This is a genomic window from Rhizobium sp. Root1212 (assembly GCF_001424985.1).
Taxonomy (GTDB): Bacteria; Pseudomonadota; Alphaproteobacteria; order Rhizobiales; family Rhizobiaceae; genus Pararhizobium.
In genome coordinates this window covers 491,912-518,056 of the sequence record NZ_LMDA01000001.1, presented here as the reverse complement: position 1 = coordinate 518,056, position 26,145 = coordinate 491,912, and the positions used below count along the sequence as shown (strand labels likewise).

Genomic DNA, 26,145 nt, shown 5'->3' with positions numbered 1-26,145 from the left:
GGGTCGGATGAGGGGGCGGCTGGCACGGAATTTGTGGTGAAAGCCCCCTCATCTGCCCTCCGGGCATCTTCTCCCGCTGGGGAGAAGGGGACACGCGGGGATGCTCGCCAAGCCATATTCGATAGCCCAGCCCTTGTGGGGTGGGACCTATCCTTACCGCCCACCGGCCCGCAGCTGCGTCAGGCTCAAGAGCGTATCGGCGCTGATGCCGCCGCCGCTGTTGCCGGACAGCACGAGCGCGGCTGGGGAAACGTCGGTGTTGTTTTCGAGATCGTAGAGCGAGGTGAATCGCGCCAGGAGCTTTTCCAACTTTTCCGGGTCGTGCAGGTCCTTGATGTCGATCACGCGGTTTATGTAGTCGTATTGCACGTCCACATCCGCGCTCGCCATTTCCTTGGGAATGCTGAAGGTCGTCTGGATCACCTGCAGCAGCGCGCTGTCGGCCAGCAGGTCATAGGCACTGCCGACGCCGGAGGCCATGCGGCGGAAATAGAGCGCCAGACGCACGCCGGCATTCTCCTCGCCCTCCTGCTCCTCCAGGGTCTGGTTGTAGTAGAGGTCTTCGGTTTCCAGCAGGCCGCGGCGGGTCTGGATGCTGCTCTCGGGCTTCGTCACATTGCCTTCGGTGTCGAAGTTGAACGAGGCGACCAGTTCGCGGTAGCGGGTGTCCGGCTCGGTGTTGATGGCGCTCTTCGGGTCGTTCAGATCCGATTCGAACATCTTGCGCAGGTAGCCCGGTTCCACCGTTTCCGGGTCGATGCCGGCGGCCACGAGCACGAAATCCGTCAGCCGCTTGTTCGAGAGGAAATCATCGAGATTGTCGATTTTCTCGATGGTCGAGCTGTAATATTTGGATTCCTCCGTCGCCTTCTTCTTGTCGTCCTCGGTGCCGAACTGGCTCTTGGCGACGACATAGGCCTTGGCCGTCAGCAGGATTTCCGATTCCGATTGGGCGAGCGTCGGCGAGCCGAGCGAACCGTCGGCATTGAAATTGAACGCCTTGGCGAGATCGGTATAGCGGCTGTCCTTCAGCGAGTTGGCGTAGCTCTTGGGGTCGGTGAGATCGCTGGTCAGCACCTTCTTCAGCTTTCGCGCGGTATCGCCCTCGTCTTCCAGCCCGAAGGCCTTCAGCACCAGCGTCATGATCTTGCTGTCGCCGAGGAAGTCGTCGACATTACCCACCGTCGACATCAGCGTCTTGAAGGAGGAGATCAGTGTCTCGTCGGCCTCGTCCTGCTTGTCGTTGTAGCGGGACATCCAGCCCTGCGACGTCTTGGCCATCTGAGCCGCCGTCTGCGCGGTGTTGCCGCCCGCAACGGTGCCGTCTGCCTGGAAATTGAAATCGGCGGCGATCTGCTTGTAGACGGCATTGTACTGGCCGCCCTGGGTATTGGCATAGCTGGCAGGGTCGGAAAGATCGCTGGTGACGATGTTCTCGAAGGTGCTCGTCAACGTGCCTGCCGGCAGGCCATAGGCAGTGACGATATAGGAGAACAACCGGCTGTTGGACTTGATGTCGTTGACGGAAGTGACCGTCGCCATCGTCTGCTCGTAATAGGTCTTGTTGAGCAGGGCCGCGGACGACGAGGTGCGCGGCTGGCGGAAGACATAGGCCTCGCTCACCAGCGATTTGTTGGCTTCCGACATCGGCAGGTCGCCGGAAGCCAGCGTGCCGTCCGTCTGGAAATTGAACATGGCGGCCAGCGGCGTGTAATCCGGCGCATTGGCGATTGCCTGCTGATACTGGGCGATCTGCACGCGGGCCGAGCTCTTCGGGTTTGCAAGGTCCGCAGCCGAGGCATTGGCGGTGATGAGGTCGATCTTGGTCTGCAGATTGTTCTTGTAGGCGGCGGCCTGCGTGTTCACGTAGCTGTTCGCATCGTTCGGATCGCTGGTGACGATGCCCTTGAAGTGCGAATAGGACATGTATTTTTCGTCGAGGCCGAAGGCGGTCAGCACGTAATCCTTAAGCCGGCCGTTCTGCCAGAGCTGATCGACGGTCGTCACCTTGTCGAGGGCTGCCTTGAAATAGGCCGTATCGGCTTTGACCGCATCTTCCTGGTTCACCATGCTCTGCTTGTAGAGACCGATGACGTCCTCTTCCTGTGCGTTACTTTGGGCCACACTGGTCGATTTCGAGAAACTGAAGGCCATGGCGAAATTGCGGTAGCGATCGTCGCTCAGCTTGTTGGCATAGCTGTTCTCGTCGTTGAGGTCGCTTTCCAGCACCTTCTTCATGAAGGCCTTGGCATAGGTCATCTCTTCCAGGCCATGGGCTTTCATGGCGTAGGAGTAGAGACGGTAGTCATCCATGAACGCCTCGATGGATGTGACCTTGCCGATGTTTTCCTTGTAGTATTCGGTATCGCGCGCCACCTGCTTCTGGTCGGCCGTGCGCTCAAGGCTGCGCTTCATGTCGCGGGTGATGAGATTGTAGTCGATATAGGTGGAAACCATCTGCCGCCCGCCTGAACCTGCCGGAAGCGCTTGAGAAGCGCACGATAATGCCGCGCGCCTGAGGGCGTGCACAATGAGATTGCCACCTTCGCGCGCGAGCCTTGCGCGTGGCTTTTGACGGGGCAAACCGGCGCAATTTTCACGATCCCGTTCACCGCTTCTAAACCCTGCCGGGTCGGCTTTTGCTAACCATCGGGAAATGCAAAGTTTTTTAACTGCGATTTTTAAGCGGTCCCAAACGGCCGCCGCTTATCGTCCAGACCACAGAGGACGCGAAGTCCCGGAAAGAGAAGACCGGAAACCGGCTCTCAAGGAAAACAAGGGCGATAAGAAAATGGCAAAGACACTCTCTCAACCGGCATGGGTTGAAAACACCTTGCGGCTCGATCCGATGCGCTTTCCGCAGCAGGCAACGTATCGCTTGCCTGGACAGCCGAGCGATGTCACGATAAGCCTCGACGAGCGGGGTGCCGTTTTGCGCAAGATTCTGCCGACCAGCGGCCTGCCGCTGTCGATCGCCTTGCCCTCCCGCGCTTTCAAAGGGGTCGCCGCCCGTGCGATCGACCATGGCGATGGAGAAGTGACCGTGACGCTCGAATTGCATCATGACGATCCAGATCTGTGCATTCCGCTGCTGGTCGCCCACGACCTGTCCGACATCGCCGCCGACTGGCGCGCCTGGGCGGAAGCCTACCGGACGCCGATGCTGATGGTCGAGGCGGACGGCGTTGCCCGCCCGCTCGAAGAGCATCTCGGCGAGGTCCGCACGAGCGATATCAAGCCGCGCCGCCGCCATTCGATGTTCAAAGGCCGCCGCCCGCGCTTCCTGATGCGCCGCACCACCGGCAGCCTCGGCGTCAACATGAAGATCGCCGGCCGCGAGATCATCGCCCGCAGCTGATTCGTTTCCATGACTCCAGCGGAAAAACCGGCCGTTCCCTGCGGCCGGTTTTTCCGTTTTGGTTTCAGCGCTTTGTCCGGCCGAGGCCGGAAAATCCGGCAATTGCCTTGTTCACGCCACATGCCGTTTCCACACTGGCCGCGCCTGAAGGAGGAAGACTCATGCTGAGATTCTTTATCGCGCTGTTCAGAGGCATCCGTATCGGCAAAAAGAAGGACCCGCGGCAGGAGCCGAGCTGGGCCTGACCTGATCAACACCGTTTCCGCTTCCCGCACGGCGAAACGGCATGAGCTTAATGCGGTGGACCTTGAAGCCCCTGTCCGATGATCTCGGCAGGGGCTTTCTTTGTGTCAGAGCAGACGAACGGGAAGGGCGGCGACGAGACCCGCGAAGATGATCAGCCCGACGATGTTGTTGAACTTGAACAGCGCCAGGCACTGGCCGGCATCGTGGATGTCGAGCACGAGGATCTGGTAAAACAGCAGGATCGCCGCGGCAAACAGCGCGACATAGGCGAGGAAGCCTGCGCCGGCCGCCATGAAGGAAAACAGGATCAACAGCGTCGTGATGCCGTAAAGCCCGACCAGCCATGGCCGCGGCCGGTCGCCGAAACGGCGGGCCGTCGACCGCACGCCGATCAGTTCGTCGTCTTCCCGGTCCTGATAGGCGTAGATGGTGTCGTAGCCGATCGTCCAGGCGACGGCGCCGGCGTAGAGCAGGAATGCCGCGCAGCTCAGCGTGCCGAACTCCGCCGACCAGCCCATCAGCGCGCCCCAGGAAAAGGCAAGCCCGAGGAAGAATTGCGGCCAGTCGGTAAAACGCTTTGCGAAGGGATAGATCGCGACGACGGCGAGCGACAGGATGCCGAGGACGATCGAGAAACCGTTGAACTGCAGCAGCACGACGAGGCCGACAAGCGCCTGCAGCACAAGGAAGATTTTTGCGTGAAGCCGCGAAATCCGGCCCGATGGCAGCGGCCGCGAGCGGGTGCGCAGCACTTCCATGTCGATATCGTGATCGACGAGATCGTTATAGGTGCAGCCGGCGCCGCGCATGGCGACCGCGCCGACGAAGAACAGCAAGAGATGGCAGACGAAGCGGCCAAACGAAAATGTGCCGAGACTTGCCGCCGCATTCGCCGCCAGCCCGGCTGACCAGAAACAGGGCCACAGCAGCAGCTGCCAGCCGATCGGCCGGTCCCAGCGGGCAAGCTGCGCATGGGGCCACAGCGCCCGCGGCAGGACGCGGTAGACCCAGTTGTTGGAAGGCGCGTCGTAGACGCGGCCGGAATCGAGGCTGGACGTGTTCATGCCCCTGTTTGCCGCCGATGGCAGACAGGGTCAAGCGCCTCAATCCAGCGAGAAATCGAAACGATAGGTGGCGGACAGGCCGACCATGAACTGGTTGCGGCTGCCGCGTTCCTTGACGAGGCTGGAATCGGCCGCCGGTCCCTTCAGCCGCTTATATTCGGCAAAGGCGCTGGTATCGAGCTTGTCGGTCGCCTGCCAGGTGATGGCGGTGCCGACGCCGACCGAATTCAGGCCGCCGGAGGGCTTGTATTCGGAAAGGCCCGAGGCGGCGGCTTCCGCGCCGTTGACGCCGTAATAGGCCTCGAAATAGTCGCTGGTCGCGGCCGAAAGGCGCGGGCCGGCGGATACGCGGATATTGTCGGTGACGTCGACGAAACCATCGGCCGCGACATCGGCGACGACGCCGTGATGGCTGCGGATGCCCTGGCGTACTTCGGCGCGCAGGCGCAGCCAGTCGGTCGGATAGACTTCGGCGAAACCGCCAAGCTCGCCGCCGAACTTGACCGGCGAAAGACCCTTCAGGTCGCTGGAGGTATCCCCGTCGCGGTCGAAGATCAGCTTGCCGGCAACGCCGGCCCGGAAGGCACCGGTATCGACGAAGGCGAAGGACGGATTGTCGTTGCGCGAGGAGAAGCGCACGCTGCTGCCGGATTTGCCGAGCGAGATCAGTGGCGCCGCCTGGAACAGGCGCTTGGAGGAGCCGTCATATTTCGGGCCGAGAAAGCCGGTCGCGCCGACTTTGAGATACCAGTCGCCGGACCAGAAATGACCGGCCTCCTGCGCCATCGCGGCGGGAGCGGAAATGAGGAATGCTGAAAGGGCAAACTTGAAAAAATGCTGGCGGGACAAAAGCATACTCCGGACATGACCGCTTTCCCGACCGCCGGGGAAAACCCGGCGGCCGGAGCACGGCAACGCAAAACTGAACCGATCGCCTCCTATAGGGCAGGTTTTCCTAGCATCCCGTTAACCAGCCGCGTTCAGTCTTTCTTTTCCACGATGGCTGGCGGTTGGGGAGGGGCCTTCGCCACACCTCCTACCTTTCGATCTTGAGCACCTTGTCCGGGTTCATGATGCCTGCGGGATCGAAGGCGTGCTTGATGCGCTGCATCAGGTCGATCTCGATCGGCGTGCGCACCTCGGCCAGTTCATCCCGCTTCAACTGGCCGATGCCGTGCTCGGCGGAAATCGAGCCGTTGTATCTGAGCACGATGCCGTGAACTATGGCGTTCATCTCGCGCCAGCGGCCCAGGAAAGCCTCCTTGTCGGCCCCGACCGGCTGGGAGATGTTGTAGTGGATGTTGCCGTCGCCCATATGGCCGAAGGAGCAGATGCGGGCGCCGGGAATGGCCTTCATCACGGCGGCATCAGCCTCGGCCATGAAGGCCGGAATGCTGGAAACCGGCACGGAAACATCATGCTTGATCGAGCCGCCCTCCGGCTTCTGCGCCGGCGACATACTTTCACGCATATGCCAGAGCGCCTTGGCCTGCGTCTCGTTCGCGGCGATCACGGCATTTTCGACCAGCCCATCGGCAAGCGCGCCTTCCAGCAGCGCCTCCATCATGCGCGTGGCGCTTTCGGCGGAATCCGACGTCGAGATATCGATCAGCGCGTACCAGGCATGAGGGGTCGGCAGAGGATCGCGCACGCCCGGAATATGTTTTGACGTAAACTCGACGCCGAGCCGCGGCATCAGTTCGAAACCGGTCAGCGCCTGACCCGCGAGGCTCGATGCCCGGTCGAACAGCGTAAGCGCATCGGCAACGCTCTTCAGCCCGGCAAAGGCCACCTGATGGCCGCGCGGTCGCGGGAAAAGCTTCAGCACTGCGCCGGTGATCACGCCCAGCGTGCCTTCCGCGCCGATAAAAAGGTCGCGCAGGTCGTAGCCGGTATTGTCCTTTTTCAGCCGACGCAGCCCGTCCCAGACCTCGCCGGTCGGCAGCACCACTTCAAGGCCAAGGCAGAGCTGGCGCATGTTGCCATAGGCAAGCACCGCCGTTCCCCCGGCATTGGTGGAAAGATTGCCGCCGATCCGGCAGGAACCTTCCGAGCCGAGCGACAGCGGAAAAAGCCGGTCATGCGCTTCCGCCGCCTTCTGGATATCGGCAAGGACGCAGCCGGCATCGGCAACGATGACATTGCCGACCGGATCGATATCGCGGATGCGGTTCAACCGTTGCAGCGAGAGCACGACATCGTTTTGCCCGGTGCGCGGGATTTGTCCCGCCACATGCCCGGTATTGCCCCCCTGTGGCACGATCGGCGTGCCGGTCGCGCTGGCAAGCTTCATGATTGCGGACACTTCTGCGACGCTGCCGGGCTTCAGCACCAGCGGCGTCGTTCCCTTGTAGAGCCCGCGCGATTCCACAAGATAGGGCGCGATATCCGCGGGTGCGGTCAGGGCATTGGCCGGGCCAACGATATCGGCGAAGCTGGCGATGAGTTCTGGGGACGGCATGGTCATGGGAGGACGCTCCTTTGGCGGGGCCGCTTCTTCACGTGCTGCGGCTTACCCCCCTCTGTCACTGCGTGACATCTCCCCCTCAAGGGGGGAGATTGGGGGCATATCGCGTCGAAGAGTATAAGGGAAAAGAATGATCTCCCCCCTTGAGGGGGAGATGTCAGCATCGCTGACAGAGGGGGGTAAGCCGCGGCGCGTTCGGACCAAGCTTTTCCTGCGGCCGGTTCCATTAGGTCATTTCCCCATCCCGCGGCGCAGCAGCGCGCTCGATCCGGTCGCGAATAGCCTCGCCCAAACCCTCGTTCGGAATAACCCCGAACGCAATCGTCGCAGCGCCCGAGGCATCCGCCTGCTTCATGTAATCAAACAGATGCGCCGCCGCCTCGCGCAGATTTCCGTCAGGGCTGAGATCGAGCACGACAACCGCCTCTTCCTCGCCCGCAATCTTTTCCCCGCCAAACCGGATCAATGCCTCGCCGGCTTCCACGCGCGTCGCCCCGAGCCGCACCCGCGCCCCCGGCGCATAATGCGACGCCATCATGCCCGGCGCCTCGATCGCGGCTCCAGCCGTCGTCGGCCGCTCCACGTAAATCCCCGTCAGTCTCTCGACGTCAGCGACATCGAGCCCGCCGGGCCGCAGCAGCCGTATCCGCTCGCCTTCCACTTTCAGAATGGTCGATTCCAGCCCAATTTCCGCCGGCCCGGCGTCGAGAATGAGTCGAAGTTTCCCGCCGAGATCAGCCTCCACGTGATCGGCCGTCGTCGGGCTGATCTTGCCGGAGGTGTTGGCGCTCGGCGCCGCCAGCGGCCGGCCGAAGCGAGCAATGACCTTTCGCGAAAACCCTTCGGGCATCCGTACCCCAAGCGTGTCGAGCCCGGCGGATGCCAGCGCATGCACCTTGGCATTTTCTTTCAGCGGGAGGATCAGCGTCAGCGGCCCCGGCCAGAAGGCCTCCGCCAGCCGCTGCGACAGCGGATCGAAGGTAACGTATTCCTCCGCCATGGCGATATCGCTGACATGGCAGATCAGCGGATTGAACCGCGGCCGCCCCTTCATCTCGTAAATGCGGCTGATGGCGTCGGGATTGGTGGCGTCGGCGGCGAGCCCATAGACGGTTTCGGTCGGAATGGCGACCGGAAAACCCTGCGACAGAACCTCCGCGGCGCGCAAAAGCGCCGCTTCCGGGTCGGTTCGGGTGTCGATGATCTCAGCCATGTCCTTGCCTTCAGTGCGTCTGCTGACGGCTTCTTAGAACAACAGGCGGCATCCGCAAAGGATGAAAAAATCAGAGGCTGCGGATGATTTTGCGCAGTGGCTCGTTGACGGCGCCGAGCATCAGCACGTTCTTCAGCGCCGCCTTCGGGTCGCGGGTGCGGAACAGCAGCCCGTCTTCGCGGATCTTGCGATCGACGATCAGCTTGCCTTCGTCCGCATCCTTTTCCATGGCGACGGCGAAATACATGCGCGAATAGCCGAGGCTGATGTTCTTGAAGAGCAGGTCCTTCTCGTCGACGTCGGCGAAGAAATTGGCGATGTAGAACGACCAGCGCACATCGTCGAATTCGGCGAACTTGGTCTTTGCCGAAGTCACGTGGCAATAGCCGAGATGCGGGCGGCCAGCGAGCGTCTTGTGGAAGATGATCTTCGGAAACCGGATCGAGGCGTGGAAATTGTTGATGCGCTCATGCGCCTGGGTGCCGGCGGCTTCGAGCTTGCGGCCGGTGCGCGCGGCCACGTCCTTGTGGGTGAGGTAGCGCTTTTCGGCGGGATGACCGGTGTCGTCGCGGCGCTTGATGCGGCCGGTCCGCAGGAATTCGGTATGCACGGCCAGCTTGCCGGCAGGAGCTTCCGGCTGGACGATGGATTTATCGAAATAACGCAGATCTGGCATGACCCGTACCCGTTTGCCTGCTGCGACAGCCGTCGCTGCCGGTCTTCCATGAGAAAAATCTACTATGGCGCGGTTAACGCCTCCTTCCTTCTAGCCGCCGACGGTGTTGCGAAGCTTGCGCGATGGCGGTTTCCGGAAGACTTCGCGATGTCGCAATGAGACATCGGCGCCGCGCGTTCCGGCCAGCGCGCCCGAAAAATCATCGCCTGCCGAAAATTTCATCATCACATTGTTTCCAATGGATAAATTTCATCGTCACGAATTCCGTTCCGTGTCGTCATTCTGGAACCGGCTGTCGCGGATTGACAGATGCGACACGCTGCTCTCCGCTTAAATGAAGACACTCAAGGTGCCGCCTTTATAGGGAGGGTGGAGAATTGGGAAGCCGGTCGAAATCCGGCGCTGCCCCCGCAACGGTGGTGGAGCGAACCCTCGGCAAAAGGCCACTGGAGCAATCCGGGAAGGCGTCGAGGCAGTCCGAAAAGACAGCTCCTGAGCCCGGAAACCAGCCCTGGGATGAAATTGATGTCTTGGTTGCGGCGGGCAACCGGAATGCGAAACCTGACACCGCGTGCTCTCCCGGCGCGACGACGGTTCCTTTCCTTTCCGCCAAAACTGCAAACGATGTGGCGAACAAGGAAAGACCCATGGATATCAGCAGCGAAGTCCTCCGCAAGCTCAAGACCCGGCGCGACGGCCACAGCCTCGAGCAGGCCTTCTACACCGACCCGGACCTCTACAAGCTCGATCTGGAGCAGATCTGGTACAAGGACTGGCTGTTCATCGGCCATGATTGCGAAGTGCCGAAGGCCGGCAATTATTTCACCGTGCAGGTCGGCGATTATCCGGTCGTCATCACCCGCGACCGGAAAGGCACGGTCCGCGCGCTGCACAATTCCTGCCGCCACCGCGGCTCGCGCGTCTGCGCCGGCCAGAAGGGATCGTCCGCCAAGCTTGTCTGTCCCTATCACCAATGGACCTATGAACTGGACGGCTCGCTGCTGTTTGCCCGCCAGATGGGAGAGGATTTCGACAAGGCAGCCCACAGCCTGAAGCCCATCGCCTGCGAAACCGTCGGTGGCTACATCTTCATCTGCCTCGCCGACGAGCCGATGGATTTCCAGCCGATGCGCGATCTGGTGACGGGTTACCTCGCGCCCCATAACCTGAAGGACACCAAGGTCGCCTTCGAGAGCACCATTATCGAGAAAGGCAACTGGAAGCTCGTCTGGGAAAACAACCGCGAGTGCTATCACTGCGCCGCCAACCATCCCGAACTGTGCCGTACTTATCCGGAAGCGCCGACCGCGACCGGCGTGCAGGGCGCCAAGGACGATCCGGTGATTGCTGAGCACTGGGCGCAATGCGAGGCTCAGGGCCTGCCGAGCGAGTTCAAGATGGACCGTTCCGGCCAGTTCCGCATCGCCCGCATGCCGCTGGTTGACGATGCCGAAAGCTACACCATGTCCGGCAAGCGCGCGGTCAAGCGCCAGCTCTCCGACGATGTCAATCAGGCGAATATCGGCACGCTCCTGATGTTCCACTATCCCTCGACCTGGAACCACGTGCTGGCCGATCACGCCATCACCTTCCGCGTCCTGCCGCTCGGGCCGGAGTTGACGCAGGTCACGACCAAGTGGCTGGTGCACAAGGATGCGGTCGAAGGCGTCGACTACACCCTCGACGAACTTACCCACGTCTGGACCGAAACCAACGATCAGGACCGCCAGATCGTCGAGGAAAATGCCTTCGGCATCCGCTCGCCCGCTTATCAGCCCGGCCCCTATTCGCCGGAACACGAGGGCGGCGTCATGCAGTTCGTCGAATGGTACGTCAACTTCATGACCGACCGCCTGAACGGCCGGACTGCCCCTCTGTTCAAGGTCGCATAAGATGACGATCGCCTCCTCCTTCCGCCATTTCGACGAGTTGCAGCCCTTCAACGACCGCCAGCAACTGCTGGAGTGCATCGCCGCGACCGTCGAGGCGCCCGATGTCATGACTTTCACCTTCAAGTCCGAGAAGGATGCCTGGTTCCGCTACCTGCCGGGCCAGTTCGTCACGCTGGAATTGCCGGTGACGGCGGAAGACCCGGTCATGCGCACCTACACCCTGTCCTCGACCCCATCGCGGCCCTTTTCGGTCGCGGTGACGGTGAAGGCGCAGGCAAACAGCATCGGCACCCGCTGGATGTTCGAAAACCTCAAGCCCGGCATGAAGCTCCGGGCTTTCGGCCCGCTCGGCGATTTCTCCTTCGTCCGTCATCCGGGCGAGAAATACCTGTTCATCTCCGCCGGCTCCGGCATCACCCCGATGATGTCGATGACCCGCTGGATGGCCGATTGCGCGCCGCAGACGAACGTGACCTTCCTCTCCTGCGCCCGCCAGCCGGATGATCTCCTGTTCCGTGACGAGCTTGAAACCATCTCGCGCAACATGCCGAACCTCAATCTCGGCTTCATCGTCGAGACCCACGCGCCGCGGCATGGCTGGCATGGCCTGCGCGGCCGCATCGAGACCTCGAAGCTCGCTCTTCTGGCCCCCGATTTCCGCGACCGCACGGTCTTCTGCTGCGGGCCGGAACCCTTCATGAAGGGCGTGAAATCCATGCTCGAAAGCATCGGCTTCGACATGGCGCGCCATCACGAGGAAAGCTTCCAGCCTGCTGCGGCCCCCGCCGAGGAGGAACTTGCCATCCGGGCCGGGGCGGGCGAAGCGGATGCCAACGCCGTCTCCACCATCACCTTCACCATGGCCGGCAAGGAAGCGAAATGCCAGCCGGGCAAGACCATCCTGCAGACGGCCCGCGCCAACGGTGTGCGTATCGGTGCGGCCTGCGAAGGCGGCATCTGCGGCACCTGCCGGGTGATGAAGATTTCCGGCGAAGTCGAGATGAACCACAATGGCGGCATCCTCGATGACGAGATCGAGGAAGGCTACATCCTCGCCTGCTGTTCCCGCCCGATCGGCGATGTGCAGATCGAGGCTTGAGCCGTCCCGATCAGGAAAAGCCACTGCTTTCAAGGGAAGGCGGTGGCTTTGAATACCCGCTGATGTTTGCTATCCTGTATTACAAACGGAGGTAAAAGCGATGTCAGGACGGGAATTATCAGACCCCATCACGCTGCGGCTGCCGCTGGATGTGCTGGCGGAAATCGAGGAGGTTGCCGGCATCTGCGACCGCAGCCGAAGCTGGGTCATCGTCCGTGCGCTCAAATCCTATCTGGCGGCGGAAGGTCGCGAGATCATCGAGATTGCCGAGGCGCGCAAAGCGCTGGATGCTGGCGAGGGGCATAACTTCGACGATGTCATTGCCGAAGTGGACGCGATCATCAAGGGTGCTGCCGCTTGAAGGTTACCCTGTCTCCGTCCGCGCGAGACTATGTGAAAACCGAAGCTGCCTATCTTCGCGCCCGCAATCCGCGAGCCGCGCAGCAGTTCGCAAACGACCTGAAGCGGCTGCGCGACATGCTTGGGCGGTTTCCATTGGCAGGTCATGTGACCGAAGAACTACCCGTGCGGGGCGTGCTGCGTCTGGTCATGGGCGCTTACCTCGTTGACTACGAGATGCTCGACAGCAGCATTCGCATCTTTGCCATTCGTCACGGCCGCGAACGACCGCCATCAATACCTGTTGATGACGATTTCGACTACGAAAGCGACTGAGCCTCAGAACAGAAAATCGCCCGCGTCGAGATGGCCGATCTTGACGTTCTCCAGAACGATCACGTCCCCGTTCAGGCCGTTGATCTGCACGTGGCTTCCGACCTGCTTCATGTGGTTCTTCACGAGGTCGTTGAAGTCGGTGATGCTGGCAAGGCCGGTCAGGTCGAGGATGTCGTGGCTTGCGCCGGTCGCAGCGAAATCCTTGATCGTGTCCTTGCCGTCGCCTTTGGCGAAGACGAAGGTGTCGGCGCCTGCGCCGCCGATCAGGGTATCGGCGCCGCCATGGCCCCAAAGCGTGTCGTTGCCGGCGGCGCCATTGATAATGTTCTTGCCGCTGTTGCCGTGGATCTGGTTGGCGAGGCTGTTGCCGGTGGCGTTGCTGTTGCCGCTGCCGGTCAGCGTCAAGTTCTCGAAATTGTCCTGCAGCGTATAGGTTGCGCTGGACTTGACGAGATCGGTGCCTTCGCCGGCCTTTTCGACCAGCTTGGTCGCGGTGCTGCTGATGACGTAGGTGTCGTTGCCCTTGCCGCCATGGATGCTGCCGGTCACCTTGCCGATGAGACCCTCGAAATAGTCGTTGCCGCCGCCGAGGTAGACAGAGCCCTTGATCGTGCCGGAATTGATGACCTTCTGCACCCCGTCGCCGCCGAGGAAGGCGATGCCGGTGCTTTCGACCAATCCGCCATTCTTGAACTGCGACGATGCCGTGCCGGAAAAATCGATGGCGGCGATGCCGGCCTTGGTGGCGGTTATCGTGCCGGTATTGGTCAGCGCCGCATTGCTGCCGTCGATGGTGACGCCGCCGGCCGCCTTGATCGTTTTGTTGTTGGTGATGATGGCATTGTCGGCATCGACGGAAATGCCATAGGCCGCCGAGGTGATGAGGCCGTTGTTGGTGACCTTGCCGCCGTCACCGGTCAGCACCACCGCATCTTTCACTGCATTGATCGTGCCGCCATTGTTGGTGACGATTGCCGACGCGCCCTTGGCGATGATGGCCGAACCCTTGGATGAGGTGATCAGCCCGTTGTCGGTGATTGTGGCCTTGGCGCCGGACGAAACGATCGTATCGGTCACGGATTTCAGCGTGCCGTTGTTGGTCAGGATCGCCGAGAGGCCGGAAGACACGAGGGCGCTCGCCTTGCTGGAACTGGTTTCGCCATTGTTAGTGAAATTGGCGGAGGCACCGGAAAGCACGACGGCATTGGCCGCCGCCTTGGTGGTACCGTTGTTGATGACCATCTCGCTCTTGCCGCTGGCAATGATGGCCGTGCCGGTCGAGGAGACGAGCAGGCCGTTATTGACGACCTTGGTCGCGGCACCGCTGACGGAAAGCGCCGTCTTCACCGCCTGGATGGTGCCGTGATTGACGAGTTCCAGGCCGCCGCTGAGGATATTCATGCCATAGGCCTGGCCGTCGATCTTGCCGGTCTTGCCGACCACGAACAGGCTGTTGCTGTCGGCGACGGAGGTCGCGCCGAACTGAACGGCATAATCGGAAGCCGAGAGAAGATTGCCGTTGATGTAGAAATTGCGGTTCGTCGCCGTGCCGGTCGCGATCAGCGCGGTGCCGGGCGTGGAGACGGAAACGTTCTGATTGACGATCAGCTCGCTGTTCGACAATGGCACGGATACGGGCGTCGTGCGGTTGCTGGTGATTACAATCTTGGTCGTCATCTGCTCATCATGTGCAGTGGTCTTTCAGGGAAATCCTTAGACCATCCTGCGGGAAAGCGGCGAAAAACCCGTCCGCCGGCCGCGGCATTCGCGCACCGTGGTAAACATATGCTTGCGTCGCGGCGGAAAGACAAGCACCGGCGCCGCACGGCAGTATCCCTAAAACTGGGGATGCGGGCGTCATTCGTTGCGGCGGCGAGAGCTATCCAGGATATTATCGGCGATCCTGATCGATGCCGTCAGCATCAGATCGACCCCGATGCCGCCTCCCGAGGACGAACTGGCCTTGCCGGATGCGACCAGCAGGAGCTTGGGCAGCGGCTTTTCCGGCAGAAGCTCCCCCTTCGCCCATACCTGCTTCAGCGCGGCGGGAGACATGGCCGCGACATTGACGTCGATATCGTCGAGCGTGCCGGCGACACGGTAAGGGCAGCGCCGCTTGCCGCAGTTGACGGCCGCGGAAAATTGCCAGAGCGCATAACTGTCCCAGTTTCCCATCGGAAAGACATCGCGGATGCCCGGTTTGTAGCGCGCATACCACAGCGGCAGCCGCGAGAGGATGGGATATTGGCCACGATGCTCGGCGATGAATTTTGCAGTCGAATGGTTGGTGTAGAGCATCGGATAGCGGCCGGTGCGCGTCTTGATATGGCCGGCAAAGATGCCGGCATCCTCCAGCGACATGAAATTGTCCGGGTCGATGCCCTCGATGTCGAGCACCATCAGCTCGTCGTCGCGGGGCGTGGCATAGTCGAGGAAGTGGTTGGCCTGATCGATGGGGTTGCCGGGCCGGGCGAGGTGATAGGCCCCCCACAGCAGCCCGCGGGACCGGGCCAGCATCCGCCGCGTCTGGTAAAGCTCGCGGCTGACGGCATATTTGCGCCACATGGTCCGGCAGTGGTTAACGGTATCGCCATTGTGGTCGCCGCTGCAGGAAAAGCTTTCAGGCAAGCCGTCGGAGGCCTTGGAGATGAAGCCGGCGATGCGCTTGTCGGTCGCCATCGCATCCCAGTCGATGATGTTCATCTCATAGGCATCGATCACGATCGCATTTGTGACCGATTTCCAGGGCGCGATATCCCGTGCCTCGACGTTGCTCGCGCCAAAACCGGCCGCGAAGGCGACAAGGCCGAAAAGCCCGGAAACAATCGGTTTGCTGCGCTTTCCCATGTCGCCCAGCCTGCGCGGATCATAGTTAACGAAGCGTAAATTAGCGCATCACGATTTTTCGCGAGGCGAGCGGCCGGCGAGGAAATGGAACAAAAACAAAGCCCGGTCGTTTTTACAGGCAATAAGATCAACGATTGAACCCGTGGAGACCCGACCATGCTTCGCCTGAACAAGATCATCCCCGCCGCGCTGTCGGCCGTATTTCTGATATCCTCGGTCGTGCCCTCGCAGGCGCTGACCAATATCCCGATCCCGACGAGGGCGGAGCGGCCGGCGGATGTGCAGGACGTCCAGTATCGCCGCGATTATGAGAGGCGCGACTATCAACGGCGCGGCTACTATCGCGACGGCAGCCGTTATTATTACAACGGCCATCGCGGCTACAATTACTACCGTCCGGGCTACCGCGAATATAACGGCTACTGGTTCCCGCTTGCAGCCTTTGCGACCGGCGCCATCATCGGCGGCGCGATCGCCCAGCCGCGCCCGGTTCCGAGCTACGGCAACTCCCACGTCCAGTGGTGCGCAAACCGCTATCGGTCGTACCGCGCCTACGACGACACGTTCCAGCCGAACTACGGCCCGCGTCGCCGCTGCGTATCGCCCTACTGATAACAGTCTCTCAGCACGAACTGGGCCGGAGTTTCTCCGGCCCTTTTTTATGCCTTAGAGAATGCCGATCCGCTTCAGGATCATCCAGGCAAAGGCCATCGACATGACGATGAACAGGCCCGCCACCAGCGTTCCATGAAGGCCTTCCGCCAGCGGCAGCCCGCCGGTGTTCATGCCGAAGAAGCCGGTGACGAGCGTAGGCGGCAGGAGGAAGGCGGTCATCAGCGACAGGATGTAGAGATGCCGGTTGGTCTCCGAGGAGAGCTTGCTGTCGATCTCTTCATGCAGCAGCCGCGCCCGTTCCTGCAGCGCAAACACGTCGCGATCGACCGCTTCCAGCCGGTCCGAAAGCCGCTCCGCCGCATCGAGAAAGCCGGGCGGCACCTCGTCTTCCTCGGATGTGCCGACGCGCCGGAGCAGCGCCAGTAGGGTGCGCAGATGCCGGTGCAGCCGTACTGCCGTCCGCCGCAAGGGTGCAAGCCGCGGCTGGCTGTTGTGCCCTCCCTCGCCATAAACATCGTCCTCGATGATGTTCAGCTCTTCCGTCAGTTCCAGCACGAGACTGATCAGGGTGCGCTGGAATTCGACGACCATCATCTCGAAAAGATCGATCGGCCGGGCGCAGCGCACGCTCTTTTCCACGCTCGCCTTCACCCGGTCGATGCTGCGCAGCGGATGCAGGCGCGTGGTGATGACGAAGCGGTCGCTGACGGCGAAATGCAGCCAGCCGATGGTCTTGGTCTCGGCATCGAAGGTGCGCTCGAAATCGACCAGCGTGCCATGCACGATATCGTCGGTGACGGCGACGGCCGCCTGCGTATCGTGGCTGGTCAGCGTGGCGATGACTTCGGGCGGCAGGTCGAAGAGGGTTTCGATCAGCCCCGGCGTGCGGGCGTCGCTCAGCGCCAGATGCACCCACACCCAGCCTTCGCCGTTTCCCTTCAGGCTTTCCAGCGAAGAATCGATGGCGATGCGGCTGCAGCGCGGTTCGCCGGGGACGAAACGATAGGCCCAGACAAGCCCCGGAATCTCACGCGACAGCAGGTTCATGCGGTTCTTTCCCTGACGGATGGCGGCACGCAAGCGCGCCCCCGCAGAGGCTTATGCGGCTTTCATGACAGTTTTGTTACGGAAGGCCGATGGGACGGCCATCGTCTGGCTCGGTTTCCCTTCTCCCCGCCTGCGGGGAGAAGGTGCCCGAAGGGCGGATGAGGGGCAGCAGCCTCAACGTTCTCCGGGATGAGGGTCTAGCCCCTCACCCTAACCCTCTCCCCGCAGACGGGGAGAGGGAACGATACGGGGCAGGACCCACGCCCTGTATTGACGTTTACGTAAAAATCAATAATTTCCCCGCACGGAGACATCGCCTGTTGCCACGGGCGAGGCTATCATGGACGAGGGCAGGAGGAGACGACAATGTACAAGGCGCCGGTCGAGGATATTCTTTTCACGCTGAAGCATGTCGCCGGCCTCGACGCCGGGCTGGCGGAAGGTGACTTGGGCGATCTCAGCGACGATATCGTCGATGCCGTCGTCACCGAGGCCGGCCGCTTCGCCAGCGATGAAGTCGCCCCGCTCGCCGCCATCGGCGATAGCCAGGGCTCGAAGCTCGTCGATGGCGAGGTGAAGACCCCGGACGGCTGGCGCGACCTCTATCGCAACTGGGCGGCCGGCGGCTGGAACAGCCTGACGGCGGATGCCGAATATGGCGGACAGGGGCTTCCCCACATGCTGCACATCGCCGCCATGGAAATGTGGAATGCCGGCGCCATGGCCTTCGCGCTCGGCCCGATGCTGACCATGGGCGCCATCGAAGCTCTGGAAAAGCACGGCTCGTCCGATCTCAAGGCCACCTATCTCGAAAAGATGATCTCCGGCGAGTGGACCGGCACGATGAACCTGACGGAGCCCCATGCCGGCTCCGATCTCGGCGTGCTGAAGGCCCGCGCCGAACGCCGCGACGACGGCAGCTACCGCATCTTCGGCCAGAAAATCTTCATCACCTGGGGCGATCACGATTTCACCGACAATATCGTCCATCTCGTGCTCGCCCGTCTCAACGACGCGCCGGAAGGTACGCGCGGGATCTCGCTCTTCCTCGTGCCGAAATTCCTCGTCAATGAGGACGGTTCGCTCGGCGAACGCAACGATCTCTTCTGCCACGCGCTGGAACACAAGCTCGGCATCCATGCCTCCCCCACCTGCACCATGATCTATGGCGACGGCCGTTTCGGCGCGGAGAAGGGCGCCATCGGCTACCTGATCGGCGAGGAAAACCGTGGCCTCAACTGCATGTTCACGATGATGAACAATGCCCGGCTTGCCGTCGGTGTGCAGGGTGTCGCCATGGCCGAAGCCGCCACCCAGAAGGCGATTGCCTATGCCCGTGAGCGCACGCAAGGCAAAGCGCCGGGCTATCAGGGCAAGGGCATGAGCCCGATCATCGATCATCCCGATATCGCCCGCACGCTGCTCACCATGAAGGCGCTGACCCAAGGCGCCCGCGCCATCGCCTATAGCTGCGCCCACGCTGTCGACAAGGCGCATCATCTGGAGGGCGACGCTGCGCGTTTCTGGGCCGACCGCTCCAGCCTGCTCACTCCGATTGCAAAATCCTTCGGCACCGATGCCGGCGTCGATGTCGCCTCCATGGGCGTGCAGGTGCATGGCGGCATGGGCTTCATCGAGGAAACCGGCGCCGCCCGCCTGCTGCGCGACGCCCGCATTGCACCGATCTACGAGGGCACCAACGGCATTCAGGCCATCGACCTCGTGACCCGCAAGCTGCCGATCGGCAATGGCGACCATGTGCGCGGCTTCATCGTCGAGTTGGCCAAGATCGCCGGCAGTGTCGGCGCCTCCAATCTCGATGGCTTCGGCGAGACCAAGGACCGGCTGAACGCCTCGCTGCGCGATCTCGAAACCGCCACCGTCTGGTTGCTCGAACGCCTCGCCGCCGGCGAAACCGCGGCCGCGCTTGCCGGCGCCACCGCCTACCAGCGCCTGTTCGGCCTGACGCTCACCGGTATCTATCTTGCCAAGGGCGCGCTTGCCGATGCCGGCGACGGTCAGCAGCCGGCCCGCATCGCGCTCTGCCGATTCGCCGCCGAAAACCTGATCGGCGAGACGGCGGCGCTGAAGCAGAGCATCGTCTACGGCGCCGAAAGTCTCGCCGCCGCCCGCATCGCCCTTGGCTAAGGACCTATCATGACCGACGACGTGCTTATCGAACGCCCCGAAGCCTTTCCCGGCGTCGAGGTCATCCGCTTCAACCGCCCGGCCAAGAAGAACGCCATCACCAGCGCCATGTATCGCAAGATGGCCGATGCCCTGAAGGCGGCATCAGTCGATCCGGCGGTAAAGGTGGTCGCCTTCCTCGGCACCGAAGGCTGCTTCTCCGCCGGTAACGACATGAACGATTTCATCGCCGTTGCCATGGGCGGTGCGATGGGCCGCGACGTCGTCGATTTCCTGAAGGCGCTGGCTGGCATCGACAAGCCCGTCGTTTCCGGCGTGGATGGCCTTGCGATCGGCGTCGGCACGACCATCCACCTGCATTGCGACCAGACCATTGCCTCCGCTCGTAGCATGTTCCGCACGCCCTTCGTCGATCTGGCGCTGGTTCCGGAAGCCGCCTCCAGCCTGCTCGCACCCCGCATCATGGGGCACCAGCGGGCTTTCGCACTGCTGGCGCTGGGTGATGCGTTTTCCGCCGAGGAAGCGCTCGCCGCCGGCCTCATCCGCAAGATCGTCGCGCCCGAATCCGTTGAAAGCGAGACACTGGCGCTCGCCGCCCGGCTCGCCTCTAAGCCGCCGGAAGCACTCGCCATCGCAAGACGCCTGCTCAGGGGCGACCGCGCCGATGTGCTTGCCCGCATCGACGAAGAGGCGGTGCATTTCGCCAGTCAGCTGAAGAGCGCCGAGGCAAAGGCCGCCTTTGAGGCCTTTTTGCGGCGGTGATGGTGTTCTGAAAAAGACACCTCCCCACAAGCGGGAGGGAGCCTGCGGAGCGGGTTTTGGCCTCGGCGTTTAAACTTCCGCCCCTTGTGCGGAGAGTTGGGGAGGGACCTTTCCCACCACCCGCGCACGCCCTCGATCCGCCCTGCCGCCTCGCGCTCCGGTCGTGTGAGCCGGATCAAATTTAACGCGACCTTAAGTACGTTCGCTTACCCTGCGGCCATTGATGCCGTCCGCATGATGCGGGCGTTTGCGCCCTTTGCGGCATGTCCCGCCATTCCCCGGAAAATTTCCGCCCACCCTCAAGCTCCGAGCCCACTCGCTCGTAACGCATAAGGAAGGCCCGCCTTGCTCCGCAGTTCCAATCTCATGACGCGCATCCTGATCGCCGCGTCGCTCGTCGTCGTCGCCGCCTTTGCCGGTTTCTCGACCTATATCGACAGTCTCCAGCGCGCCGTCGCCACCAAGGCCGTCGAGGACAACCTTTCCTCCTCCGGCAAACAGGCCGCCGAGAGCATTGCCAACTGGCTGAATGCCCGCGTGATGCTGACCGAATTCGCCGCCGACGTGGCGGGCAAGTCGGCCACTCCGGAAGATATCCTGAAGGGCTTCAATACGCCGCTGATGACGCGCGAATTCGCGATGGTCTATTTCGGCGACGAGAACAACGGCAGCTTCACACGCCTGCCGCCCGGCGAAATGCCGGCAGGCTTCGATCCGCGCAAGCGCGGTTGGTACAAGGATGCCGTCAAGCTCGACGGCCCGTTGCTGACCGACCCCTATAACGACGCCTCCACCAACGAACTGGTGATCAGCGCCGCCGTTCCGGTCAAGCGCGACGGCAAGCTGGTCGGCGTCACCGGCACGGACTTCCCGCTGCAGGGCCTGCTCGGCATGATCGGCGACGTCGATCTCGGCGGCATCGGCTCAGCCTTCCTCGTCAACAGCGCCGGCACGGTTCTGGTTCATCCCGATGGCAAGCTGGTTTCCAAGTCGCTCGCCGACGTGTTCCCGGCCGAGACCCCGGCCGTCGACGGCAAGGGCCTCCTCGAAACCCAGCTCAACGGCAAGCCGGTTCTCGTCAGCTTCCTGCCGGTAAAAGGCCTGCCGGTCGGCAACTGGATGCTCTGCCTCGTCGTCGATCGCGATCTCGCCTATGCCAGCATCGGCGAATTCCGCGTCGCCGCCTCCATCGGCACCATCGTCGGCGTCATCGTCATGGTCGGCGTGCTCGGGATGCTTCTGTCCAGTCTCGTCGTCCGCCCCGTCGTGCGTATGACGGACGTGATGACCAGACTCGCCCGCGGCGACGTTTCCGAGCAGATCCCGGATGCGGACCGCAAGGACGAGATCGGCCACATGGCGGCCGCCGTCGCCGTCTTCCGCGACAACGCCATCGAGCGCACCCGCCTCGAAGGAGAAGCCGAACAGGGCCGCACCCTGTCGGAGAAGGAGCGCCGCGAGCGCGAAGCCCAGAAGGCACGTGAAACGGCCGATATCCAGCACGCCGTCGATGCGCTCGCTGCCGGCCTTGGCCGTCTGGCGGAAGGCGATCTCGGCTACCGGATCAACACCCCGTTCGTCGCCCATCTCGACCGCCTGCGCGCAGATTTCAACGGCTCGGTCGCCAAGCTGCACGATGCCATGGCGACCGTTGGCGACAATGCCCGTGCTATCGATGCCGGCGCCCACGAAATCCGCCAGGCTGCCGACGATCTCGCCCGCCGCACCGAACAGCAGGCAGCCTCCGTCGAGGAAACCGCCGCTGCGCTGGAAGAGATCACCACGACGGTCAAGGATTCGGCCCACCGCGCCGAGGAAGTCGGCGCGCTCGTCTCCCGCACCCGCACCGGTGCGGAAAAGTCCGGCATGGTCGTCCGCGATGCGGTCAACGCCATGCAGGGTATCGAAAAATCGTCCGGCGAAATCTCCAACATCATCGGCGTGATCGACGACATCGCCTTCCAGACTAACCTGCTTGCGCTCAACGCCGGTGTCGAAGCCGCGCGGGCCGGGGAAGCCGGCAAGGGCTTTGCCGTCGTGGCACAGGAAGTCCGTGAACTCGCCCAGCGTTCTGCCAATGCCGCCAAGGAGATCAAGACGCTGATCACCGCTTCCGGCGAGCAGGTCCGCTCCGGCGTCGCTTTGGTCGGCGAAACCGGCAAGGCGCTCGAAGTGATCGTCGCGGAGGTGCAGGAGATCAACACCCACATCAACGCGATCGTCACCGCCACCCGCGAACAGTCGACCGGCCTGCAGGAGATCAACACGGCGGTCAACACCATGGACCAGGGCACCCAGCAGAACGCCGCCATGGTCGAGGAACAAACCGCCGCCAGCCACGGCCTCGCCCAGGAAGCAGCCGCCCTCAACGCGCTGCTCTCCCAGTTCAAGCTCGGCGACACGGGGCAGGTTGCGCAGCGCCAGCCGGGCCATGCCCGCCGGGCTGCATAAGCGGAAGCGACATGCCCAAATACGAAAGGCCCGGTTCGTCCGGGCCTTTTTGCGTTTGGGGCTGGAATGAAACCCCTCCCCAACCCTCCCCACAAGTGGGAGGGGGCTTACCGAGGTTGGCGGGACTCTGAAGCCAAAGCTTGCTCCATAGACTCCCTCCCCCTTGTGGGGAGGGTTGGGGAGGGGTTTCCATCTCCGCACAATTATTGTTGCGTTTCACTTCTCCAGCGTCGCCACCACTTCCACATGGCTCGACCACAGAAACTGGTCGATCGGCGTCACCGATGTAATCCTATAACCAGCATCGACAAGGATGCGCAGGTCGCGCACCAGCGTCTGCGGATTGCAGGAAACGGCGGCGATCTTCTTCACGCCCGAGCGCGCGATTTCGCGGCACTGCGCTTCCGCCCCCGCCCGCGGCGGGTCGAAGACGATGGCGTCATAGACCTTGAGTTCCGAGGCCATCAGCGGCCGGCGGAAGAGGTCGCGCTTCTCGATCGTCACCGGCTTCAGCCCCTGCGTGTTGCGGGCGGCGAAATCCAGTGCCTTCAGGGCCTTGTCCTCGCCTTCCACCGCATGAACGCGGGCCAGGCGGGCAAGCCGTAGCGAAAACGTGCCGGAGCCGGAAAACAGATCGGCCACCCGCTTTGCCTTGCCGACATGGCGGATGACGAGATCGGCCATGGCATCTTCGCCCGGCTTCGTTGCCTGGGTAAAACCGCCCGGTGGCGGCGAGACCTGCACGCCGCCGAAATCGATCAGCGGCTTGATCGGCTCGACGAGGATTTCGCCATCGACGGACACCCGCGCTACGCCGCGCACCGAAAGCACGGTTTCCACCACCTTGCGGCGTCTGGCATCATCGAACTTCTTGATGCCTTCGGCCGCAAGATCGAGCCCGGTCTGCGTCTCCAGAACGGTGAGCCGGAACGGCTCGGCATTAGTGGCCAGCGCTTCGGCAACCGTCCGGATGATGGCAAGCCGCGACACGATGCCGGGGCTTGCGATGGGACATTCTGAAATCGAAACGATGTGATGGCTTTCCGGCGTGTTGAAGCCGAGCAGCAGCTCCTTTTCCGTGCGCCGCGCGGTGAACACGACGCGGCGGCGTTCGCCGGGATGGGCAAGTACCAGCGGCGCGACCTCGGCGGCAAGCGCCTTGGATTTCAGCGCATCGATGACGATCTGCCGCTTGAAATCGTGATAGAGCGCGTCGCTCGCATGCTGCAGCGAACAGCCGCCGCAGGTGCCGTTGACGCCGTCCGGCCCGAAATGCCGACACTTCGGCGCAACCCGCTCCGGCGAAATCTCGCTCATCGACATGACGGTGCCATGGGTCTTGTTGACGGCAAGCGCCGCCGTCTCGCCCGGCAGCGTGAAGGAGACATAGACGGGACCGAAGGGTCCGCGCGCCACGCCGTCGCCGGAAAGGCCGAGCTTTTCGATGGTCAGGGTTTCCGAACTCATGCCTCGTCCTCGCCGTCTTCTTCGTCCAGCGGCTTGCGCCCGGCGAGCAGAAATTCCTCGTTGCCGTCGCCGCCGGCGATCGGCGAGGGGATGAGGCCGAGGCTTTCCCAGCCCATATCCTCGACAAGCCAGCGTTCAAGCTCCGCTGCAACGGCCGGCGCGGTGGAGGGGTCCTTCAGAAGCCCCGCCTTGCTGATCGCCTCGCGTCCCGCCTCGAATTGCGGCTTGACCAAGAGCACGCAATGCGCGCCCGTCTCGGCGAGATCGAGCGCCGGTGGCAGGGCGAGCTTCAGCGAGATGAACGAGACATCCGAAACCACGAAGGAAATCGCGCGGTCTTCCAGATAATCCTCGTCCAGAACGCGCGCATTCAGTCCCTCGATATTGGTGACGCGCTCGTCGCCCTCAAGGCGCGGATGCAACTGGCCATGGCCGACATCGACGGCGATCACATGGTTTGCGCCATTGTGAAGAAGGATTTCGGTAAAGCCGCCGGTGGAAGCGCCGATATCGAGACAGTCGCAGCCTTCGGGCGAAAGCTTGAAATGCTCAAGCCCCGCCTTCAGCTTCAGCGCCGCGCGCGAGACATAGGCCTGCACCGGATCGTCGATTTCGATTTTGGCGTCTTCGGCGATATTGGCGCTTGCCTTGGTGACGAGCTTGCCGTCGACGGTCACGGTGCCGCGCTGGATGGCGTCGCGGGCGCGCGAGCGGCTGGCGACGAGGCCCCGATTGAGCAGCAGCTGATCGAGGCGAAGGGAGATTTTGGAGCTGTTCGACATGGCCCGTCATGACCTGTCGGCCCAAGGATGGCAAGGCTTTTGGCCCAGCGGGGCAAAATATTGGCGCGAGAACATGAGCCATGCCGGGAAAAATGCCGATTGCTAAAATTCTACCGACCGGATCGGCGGGAAGAGTAACGATTTTGCCTTAAGCACTTAGGCGTGACTGCGTGGTGGGACAACAACAGCAAGCTCGGGGACGGGAATGAGCAAACAGCGGGAAAACAGGATCGACCTTTTGCGAGGTCTATCGCTGCTGTTGATTTTTATCGGCCATGCGGAATTCACCTTCTCGCTCGCCTTCCAGCATTCGCGCGGCTTCTGCGATGCCTCCGAGATGTTCGTACTCTTGTCCGGCATGTCGGCGGCGCTCGCCTACTACCGGCCCGGCGCCACGCTCATGGTCGAGCGGCCGTGGAAGCGGGCCTGGCGGCTGTACCTTGTCCATCTGCTGCTCTTCGCCGTCATGGCGGCGGTTGCCGCGGTCGCGCTCGGTTATTTCCGGGCTGCGGCAAAGGCCATCGACATGGTGGATTTCTGGAAGGACCCGTTGTGGCATGGTCTTGAGGCGCTAGCGCTCAGCTTCATGCCCGGCAATCTCGATATTCTGCCGCTTTATGTCGTGCTGCTGCTGCTTGCGCCCTTCATCTTCGTGCTTCACGATCGCTCGATCGCCTTGCTTCTGGCGCTTTCCGGCGCCGTCTGGCTTGTTGCCGGCATGGGCCACATCAATTTCGTGAACCTCGCGCTCGAGGGGCACATCTGGTATTTCGATCCGCTGTCGTGGCAGTTCATCTTCGTGATGGGCATATGCCTTGGCATCCGCATGAAGCGCGGCCAGCCTGTTCTACCCTATAACGGCCCACTGTTTGCGGCCGCGGCAGTCTTTGCCCTTGTGGCCATCCCCGCCAACATGGCCATTTACTTCGACGCCATCGATTCCCCGTTCGGCAACCTCCATCACGAACTCGTCTCCAAGACGAATGGCGGGCCTTTGCGGATCATCAATGTGCTGGCGATCCTTTATCTGGCCTGGAATATCCCGGCTGTGAAGAAGATGGCCGATCACCCCTCCATGCAGCTTCTCTGCACGGCGGGCCGGCATAGCCTGCCTATCTTCTCGGTCGGCGTGCTCCTGTCGTTCTGCGCTTTGGTGATGATGCGGGTATACCCGCAAACGCCGCTCTCCGTGCAATTGCTGGTAATGACCGCCGGCTGCATGATGCAATTGGCGCTCGCCTATTGTCTGGAGCGGCGAAAGACTGCACGCGCCGTTTCCGGTGGAGCGCGCGATGCGGCCCCCGCCATGGCGAAACTCTCGCCCGCCGAATGAAGC

21 protein-coding genes and 1 riboswitch are annotated in these 26,145 nt (G+C 62.4%); of the genes, 10 read left to right on the top strand and 11 right to left on the bottom strand.

Translation table 11 applies throughout. The features are described from left to right. Positions 1–153: 153 nt before the first annotated feature. The gene (locus ASC86_RS02520) at positions 154–2,457 is read right to left on the bottom strand and encodes a DUF1217 domain-containing protein (protein ID WP_056315528.1); all 2,304 of its coding nucleotides are present in this window, start codon (positions 2,455–2,457) and stop codon (positions 154–156) included. Between the two features lie 334 nt (positions 2,458–2,791). On the opposite strand from ASC86_RS02520, the gene ASC86_RS02515 reads away from it, so the two are divergent. Then, complete coding sequence (locus ASC86_RS02515) at positions 2,792–3,358, top strand: DUF6101 family protein (RefSeq protein ID WP_056315526.1); 567 nt, start codon at positions 2,792–2,794, stop codon at positions 3,356–3,358. 350 nt (positions 3,359–3,708) lie between these two features. Here ASC86_RS02515 and ubiA read toward each other — a convergent pair whose 3' ends face one another. The 5 genes from ubiA to ASC86_RS02490 all read right to left on the bottom strand — a co-directional run bounded on the left by ubiA (position 3,709) and on the right by ASC86_RS02490 (position 9,024). Then, the gene (ubiA, locus tag ASC86_RS02510; RefSeq protein WP_056315524.1) at positions 3,709–4,668 is read right to left on the bottom strand and encodes a 4-hydroxybenzoate octaprenyltransferase; all 960 of its coding nucleotides are present in this window, start codon (positions 4,666–4,668) and stop codon (positions 3,709–3,711) included. A gap of 39 nt (positions 4,669–4,707) precedes the next feature. Continuing rightward, positions 4,708–5,523 (bottom strand): MipA/OmpV family protein, encoded by an 816-nt coding sequence (locus ASC86_RS02505; protein WP_056315522.1) that lies wholly within the window; start codon positions 5,521–5,523, stop codon positions 4,708–4,710. Between the two features lie 181 nt (positions 5,524–5,704). Further along, on the bottom strand, positions 5,705–7,135 hold the full coding sequence (locus ASC86_RS02500; RefSeq protein WP_056315519.1) for an FAD-binding oxidoreductase: 1,431 nt from the start codon (positions 7,133–7,135) through the stop codon (positions 5,705–5,707). Between the two features lie 226 nt (positions 7,136–7,361). Further along, positions 7,362–8,348, bottom strand: a complete 987-nt coding sequence (locus ASC86_RS02495; protein ID WP_056315517.1) for an L-threonylcarbamoyladenylate synthase — start codon at positions 8,346–8,348, stop codon at positions 7,362–7,364. Positions 8,349–8,418: 70 nt separating this feature from the next. Then, a complete protein-coding gene (locus ASC86_RS02490) occupies positions 8,419–9,024 on the bottom strand; it encodes a DUF6656 family protein (RefSeq protein ID WP_056315515.1) in 606 nt (201 codons plus the stop codon). Positions 9,025–9,354: 330 nt separating this feature from the next. Continuing rightward, positions 9,355–9,553, top strand: a riboswitch (cobalamin riboswitch). A 118-nt stretch (positions 9,554–9,671) separates the two neighbouring features. Here ASC86_RS02490 and ASC86_RS02485 point away from each other — a divergent pair. The 4 genes from ASC86_RS02485 to ASC86_RS02470 all read left to right on the top strand — a co-directional run bounded on the left by ASC86_RS02485 (position 9,672) and on the right by ASC86_RS02470 (position 12,690). Next, on the top strand, positions 9,672–10,916 hold the full coding sequence (locus tag ASC86_RS02485) for an aromatic ring-hydroxylating dioxygenase subunit alpha (protein ID WP_056315514.1): 1,245 nt from the start codon (positions 9,672–9,674) through the stop codon (positions 10,914–10,916). 1 nt (position 10,917) lies between these two features. Beyond that, entirely contained in the window at positions 10,918–12,015 is a 1,098-nt protein-coding gene (locus ASC86_RS02480) for a hybrid-cluster NAD(P)-dependent oxidoreductase (RefSeq protein WP_056315512.1), read from the top strand. 100 nt (positions 12,016–12,115) lie between these two features. Next, entirely contained in the window at positions 12,116–12,376 is a 261-nt protein-coding gene (locus tag ASC86_RS02475; RefSeq protein WP_056315510.1) for a ribbon-helix-helix protein, CopG family, read from the top strand. Beyond that, on the top strand, positions 12,373–12,690 hold the full coding sequence (locus ASC86_RS02470; RefSeq protein WP_056315508.1) for a type II toxin-antitoxin system RelE/ParE family toxin: 318 nt from the start codon (positions 12,373–12,375) through the stop codon (positions 12,688–12,690). The genes ASC86_RS02475 and ASC86_RS02470 overlap by 4 nt, the downstream gene beginning before the upstream one ends. 3 nt (positions 12,691–12,693) lie before the next feature. Here ASC86_RS02470 and ASC86_RS25525 read toward each other — a convergent pair whose 3' ends face one another. Continuing rightward, the gene (locus ASC86_RS25525) at positions 12,694–14,367 is read right to left on the bottom strand and encodes a calcium-binding protein (RefSeq protein ID WP_056315506.1); all 1,674 of its coding nucleotides are present in this window, start codon (positions 14,365–14,367) and stop codon (positions 12,694–12,696) included. A 180-nt stretch (positions 14,368–14,547) separates the two neighbouring features. Continuing rightward, positions 14,548–15,537: a GH25 family lysozyme gene (locus tag ASC86_RS02460; RefSeq protein ID WP_056315503.1), complete on the bottom strand. Its 990-nt coding sequence runs from the start codon at positions 15,535–15,537 to the stop codon at positions 14,548–14,550. A 156-nt stretch (positions 15,538–15,693) separates the two neighbouring features. Here ASC86_RS02460 and ASC86_RS02455 point away from each other — a divergent pair, with 156 nt between their 5' ends. Further along, entirely contained in the window at positions 15,694–16,149 is a 456-nt protein-coding gene (locus ASC86_RS02455) for a BA14K family protein (protein WP_056315502.1), read from the top strand. A gap of 54 nt (positions 16,150–16,203) precedes the next feature. Here the strand turns inward: ASC86_RS02455 and ASC86_RS02450 are convergent, their stop codons facing one another. Then, positions 16,204–17,199 (bottom strand): transporter, encoded by a 996-nt coding sequence (locus ASC86_RS02450; RefSeq protein WP_056315500.1) that lies wholly within the window; start codon positions 17,197–17,199, stop codon positions 16,204–16,206. Positions 17,200–17,565: 366 nt separating this feature from the next. Here ASC86_RS02450 and ASC86_RS02445 point away from each other — a divergent pair, with 366 nt between their 5' ends. The 3 genes from ASC86_RS02445 (at position 17,566) to ASC86_RS02435 (ending at position 22,560) form a co-directional block, all read left to right on the top strand. Next, positions 17,566–19,347 carry an acyl-CoA dehydrogenase gene (locus ASC86_RS02445; protein ID WP_056315498.1) on the top strand — a complete coding sequence of 594 codons (1,782 nt, stop codon included), beginning with the start codon at positions 17,566–17,568 and terminating at the stop codon, positions 19,345–19,347. A 9-nt stretch (positions 19,348–19,356) separates the two neighbouring features. Then, the gene (locus ASC86_RS02440; RefSeq protein ID WP_056315496.1) at positions 19,357–20,109 is read left to right on the top strand and encodes a crotonase/enoyl-CoA hydratase family protein; all 753 of its coding nucleotides are present in this window, start codon (positions 19,357–19,359) and stop codon (positions 20,107–20,109) included. Between the two features lie 345 nt (positions 20,110–20,454). Further along, complete coding sequence (locus tag ASC86_RS02435) at positions 20,455–22,560, top strand: methyl-accepting chemotaxis protein (protein ID WP_056315493.1); 2,106 nt, start codon at positions 20,455–20,457, stop codon at positions 22,558–22,560. Positions 22,561–22,776: 216 nt separating this feature from the next. Here the strand turns inward: ASC86_RS02435 and ASC86_RS02430 are convergent, their stop codons facing one another. After that, positions 22,777–24,027 (bottom strand): class I SAM-dependent RNA methyltransferase, encoded by a 1,251-nt coding sequence (locus ASC86_RS02430; RefSeq protein WP_056315491.1) that lies wholly within the window; start codon positions 24,025–24,027, stop codon positions 22,777–22,779. Then, positions 24,024–24,809, bottom strand: a complete 786-nt coding sequence (locus ASC86_RS02425) for a TlyA family RNA methyltransferase (RefSeq protein ID WP_056315489.1) — start codon at positions 24,807–24,809, stop codon at positions 24,024–24,026. Before ASC86_RS02425 ends, ASC86_RS02430 begins: the two co-directional genes overlap by 4 nt. A gap of 205 nt (positions 24,810–25,014) precedes the next feature. On the opposite strand from ASC86_RS02425, the gene opgC reads away from it, so the two are divergent. Then, positions 25,015–26,142, top strand: coding sequence for an OpgC domain-containing protein (gene opgC / locus ASC86_RS02420; RefSeq protein ID WP_056315487.1), 1,128 nt, complete (start codon positions 25,015–25,017; stop codon positions 26,140–26,142). The last annotated feature ends 3 nt before the right edge of the window (positions 26,143–26,145 follow it).

Coding starts and splice junctions, on each gene's coding strand:
- ASC86_RS02520 (WP_056315528.1), bottom strand. CDS start 2,457: ATGGTTTCCACCTATATCGACTACAATCTCATCACCCGCGACATGAAG.
- ASC86_RS02515 (WP_056315526.1), top strand. CDS start 2,792: ATGGCAAAGACACTCTCTCAACCGGCATGGGTTGAAAACACCTTGCGG.
- ubiA (WP_056315524.1), bottom strand. CDS start 4,668: ATGAACACGTCCAGCCTCGATTCCGGCCGCGTCTACGACGCGCCTTCC.
- ASC86_RS02505 (WP_056315522.1), bottom strand. CDS start 5,523: ATGCTTTTGTCCCGCCAGCATTTTTTCAAGTTTGCCCTTTCAGCATTC.
- ASC86_RS02500 (WP_056315519.1), bottom strand. CDS start 7,135: ATGACCATGCCGTCCCCAGAACTCATCGCCAGCTTCGCCGATATCGTT.
- ASC86_RS02495 (WP_056315517.1), bottom strand. CDS start 8,348: ATGGCTGAGATCATCGACACCCGAACCGACCCGGAAGCGGCGCTTTTG.
- ASC86_RS02490 (WP_056315515.1), bottom strand. CDS start 9,024: ATGCCAGATCTGCGTTATTTCGATAAATCCATCGTCCAGCCGGAAGCT.
- ASC86_RS02485 (WP_056315514.1), top strand. CDS start 9,672: ATGGATATCAGCAGCGAAGTCCTCCGCAAGCTCAAGACCCGGCGCGAC.
- ASC86_RS02480 (WP_056315512.1), top strand. CDS start 10,918: ATGACGATCGCCTCCTCCTTCCGCCATTTCGACGAGTTGCAGCCCTTC.
- ASC86_RS02475 (WP_056315510.1), top strand. CDS start 12,116: ATGTCAGGACGGGAATTATCAGACCCCATCACGCTGCGGCTGCCGCTG.
- ASC86_RS25525 (WP_056315506.1), bottom strand. CDS start 14,367: ATGACGACCAAGATTGTAATCACCAGCAACCGCACGACGCCCGTATCC.
- ASC86_RS02460 (WP_056315503.1), bottom strand. CDS start 15,537: ATGGGAAAGCGCAGCAAACCGATTGTTTCCGGGCTTTTCGGCCTTGTC.
- ASC86_RS02455 (WP_056315502.1), top strand. CDS start 15,694: ATGCTTCGCCTGAACAAGATCATCCCCGCCGCGCTGTCGGCCGTATTT.
- ASC86_RS02450 (WP_056315500.1), bottom strand. CDS start 17,199: ATGAACCTGCTGTCGCGTGAGATTCCGGGGCTTGTCTGGGCCTATCGT.
- ASC86_RS02445 (WP_056315498.1), top strand. CDS start 17,566: ATGTACAAGGCGCCGGTCGAGGATATTCTTTTCACGCTGAAGCATGTC.
- ASC86_RS02440 (WP_056315496.1), top strand. CDS start 19,357: ATGACCGACGACGTGCTTATCGAACGCCCCGAAGCCTTTCCCGGCGTC.
- ASC86_RS02430 (WP_056315491.1), bottom strand. CDS start 24,027: ATGAGTTCGGAAACCCTGACCATCGAAAAGCTCGGCCTTTCCGGCGAC.
- ASC86_RS02425 (WP_056315489.1), bottom strand. CDS start 24,809: ATGTCGAACAGCTCCAAAATCTCCCTTCGCCTCGATCAGCTGCTGCTC.
- opgC (WP_056315487.1), top strand. CDS start 25,015: ATGAGCAAACAGCGGGAAAACAGGATCGACCTTTTGCGAGGTCTATCG.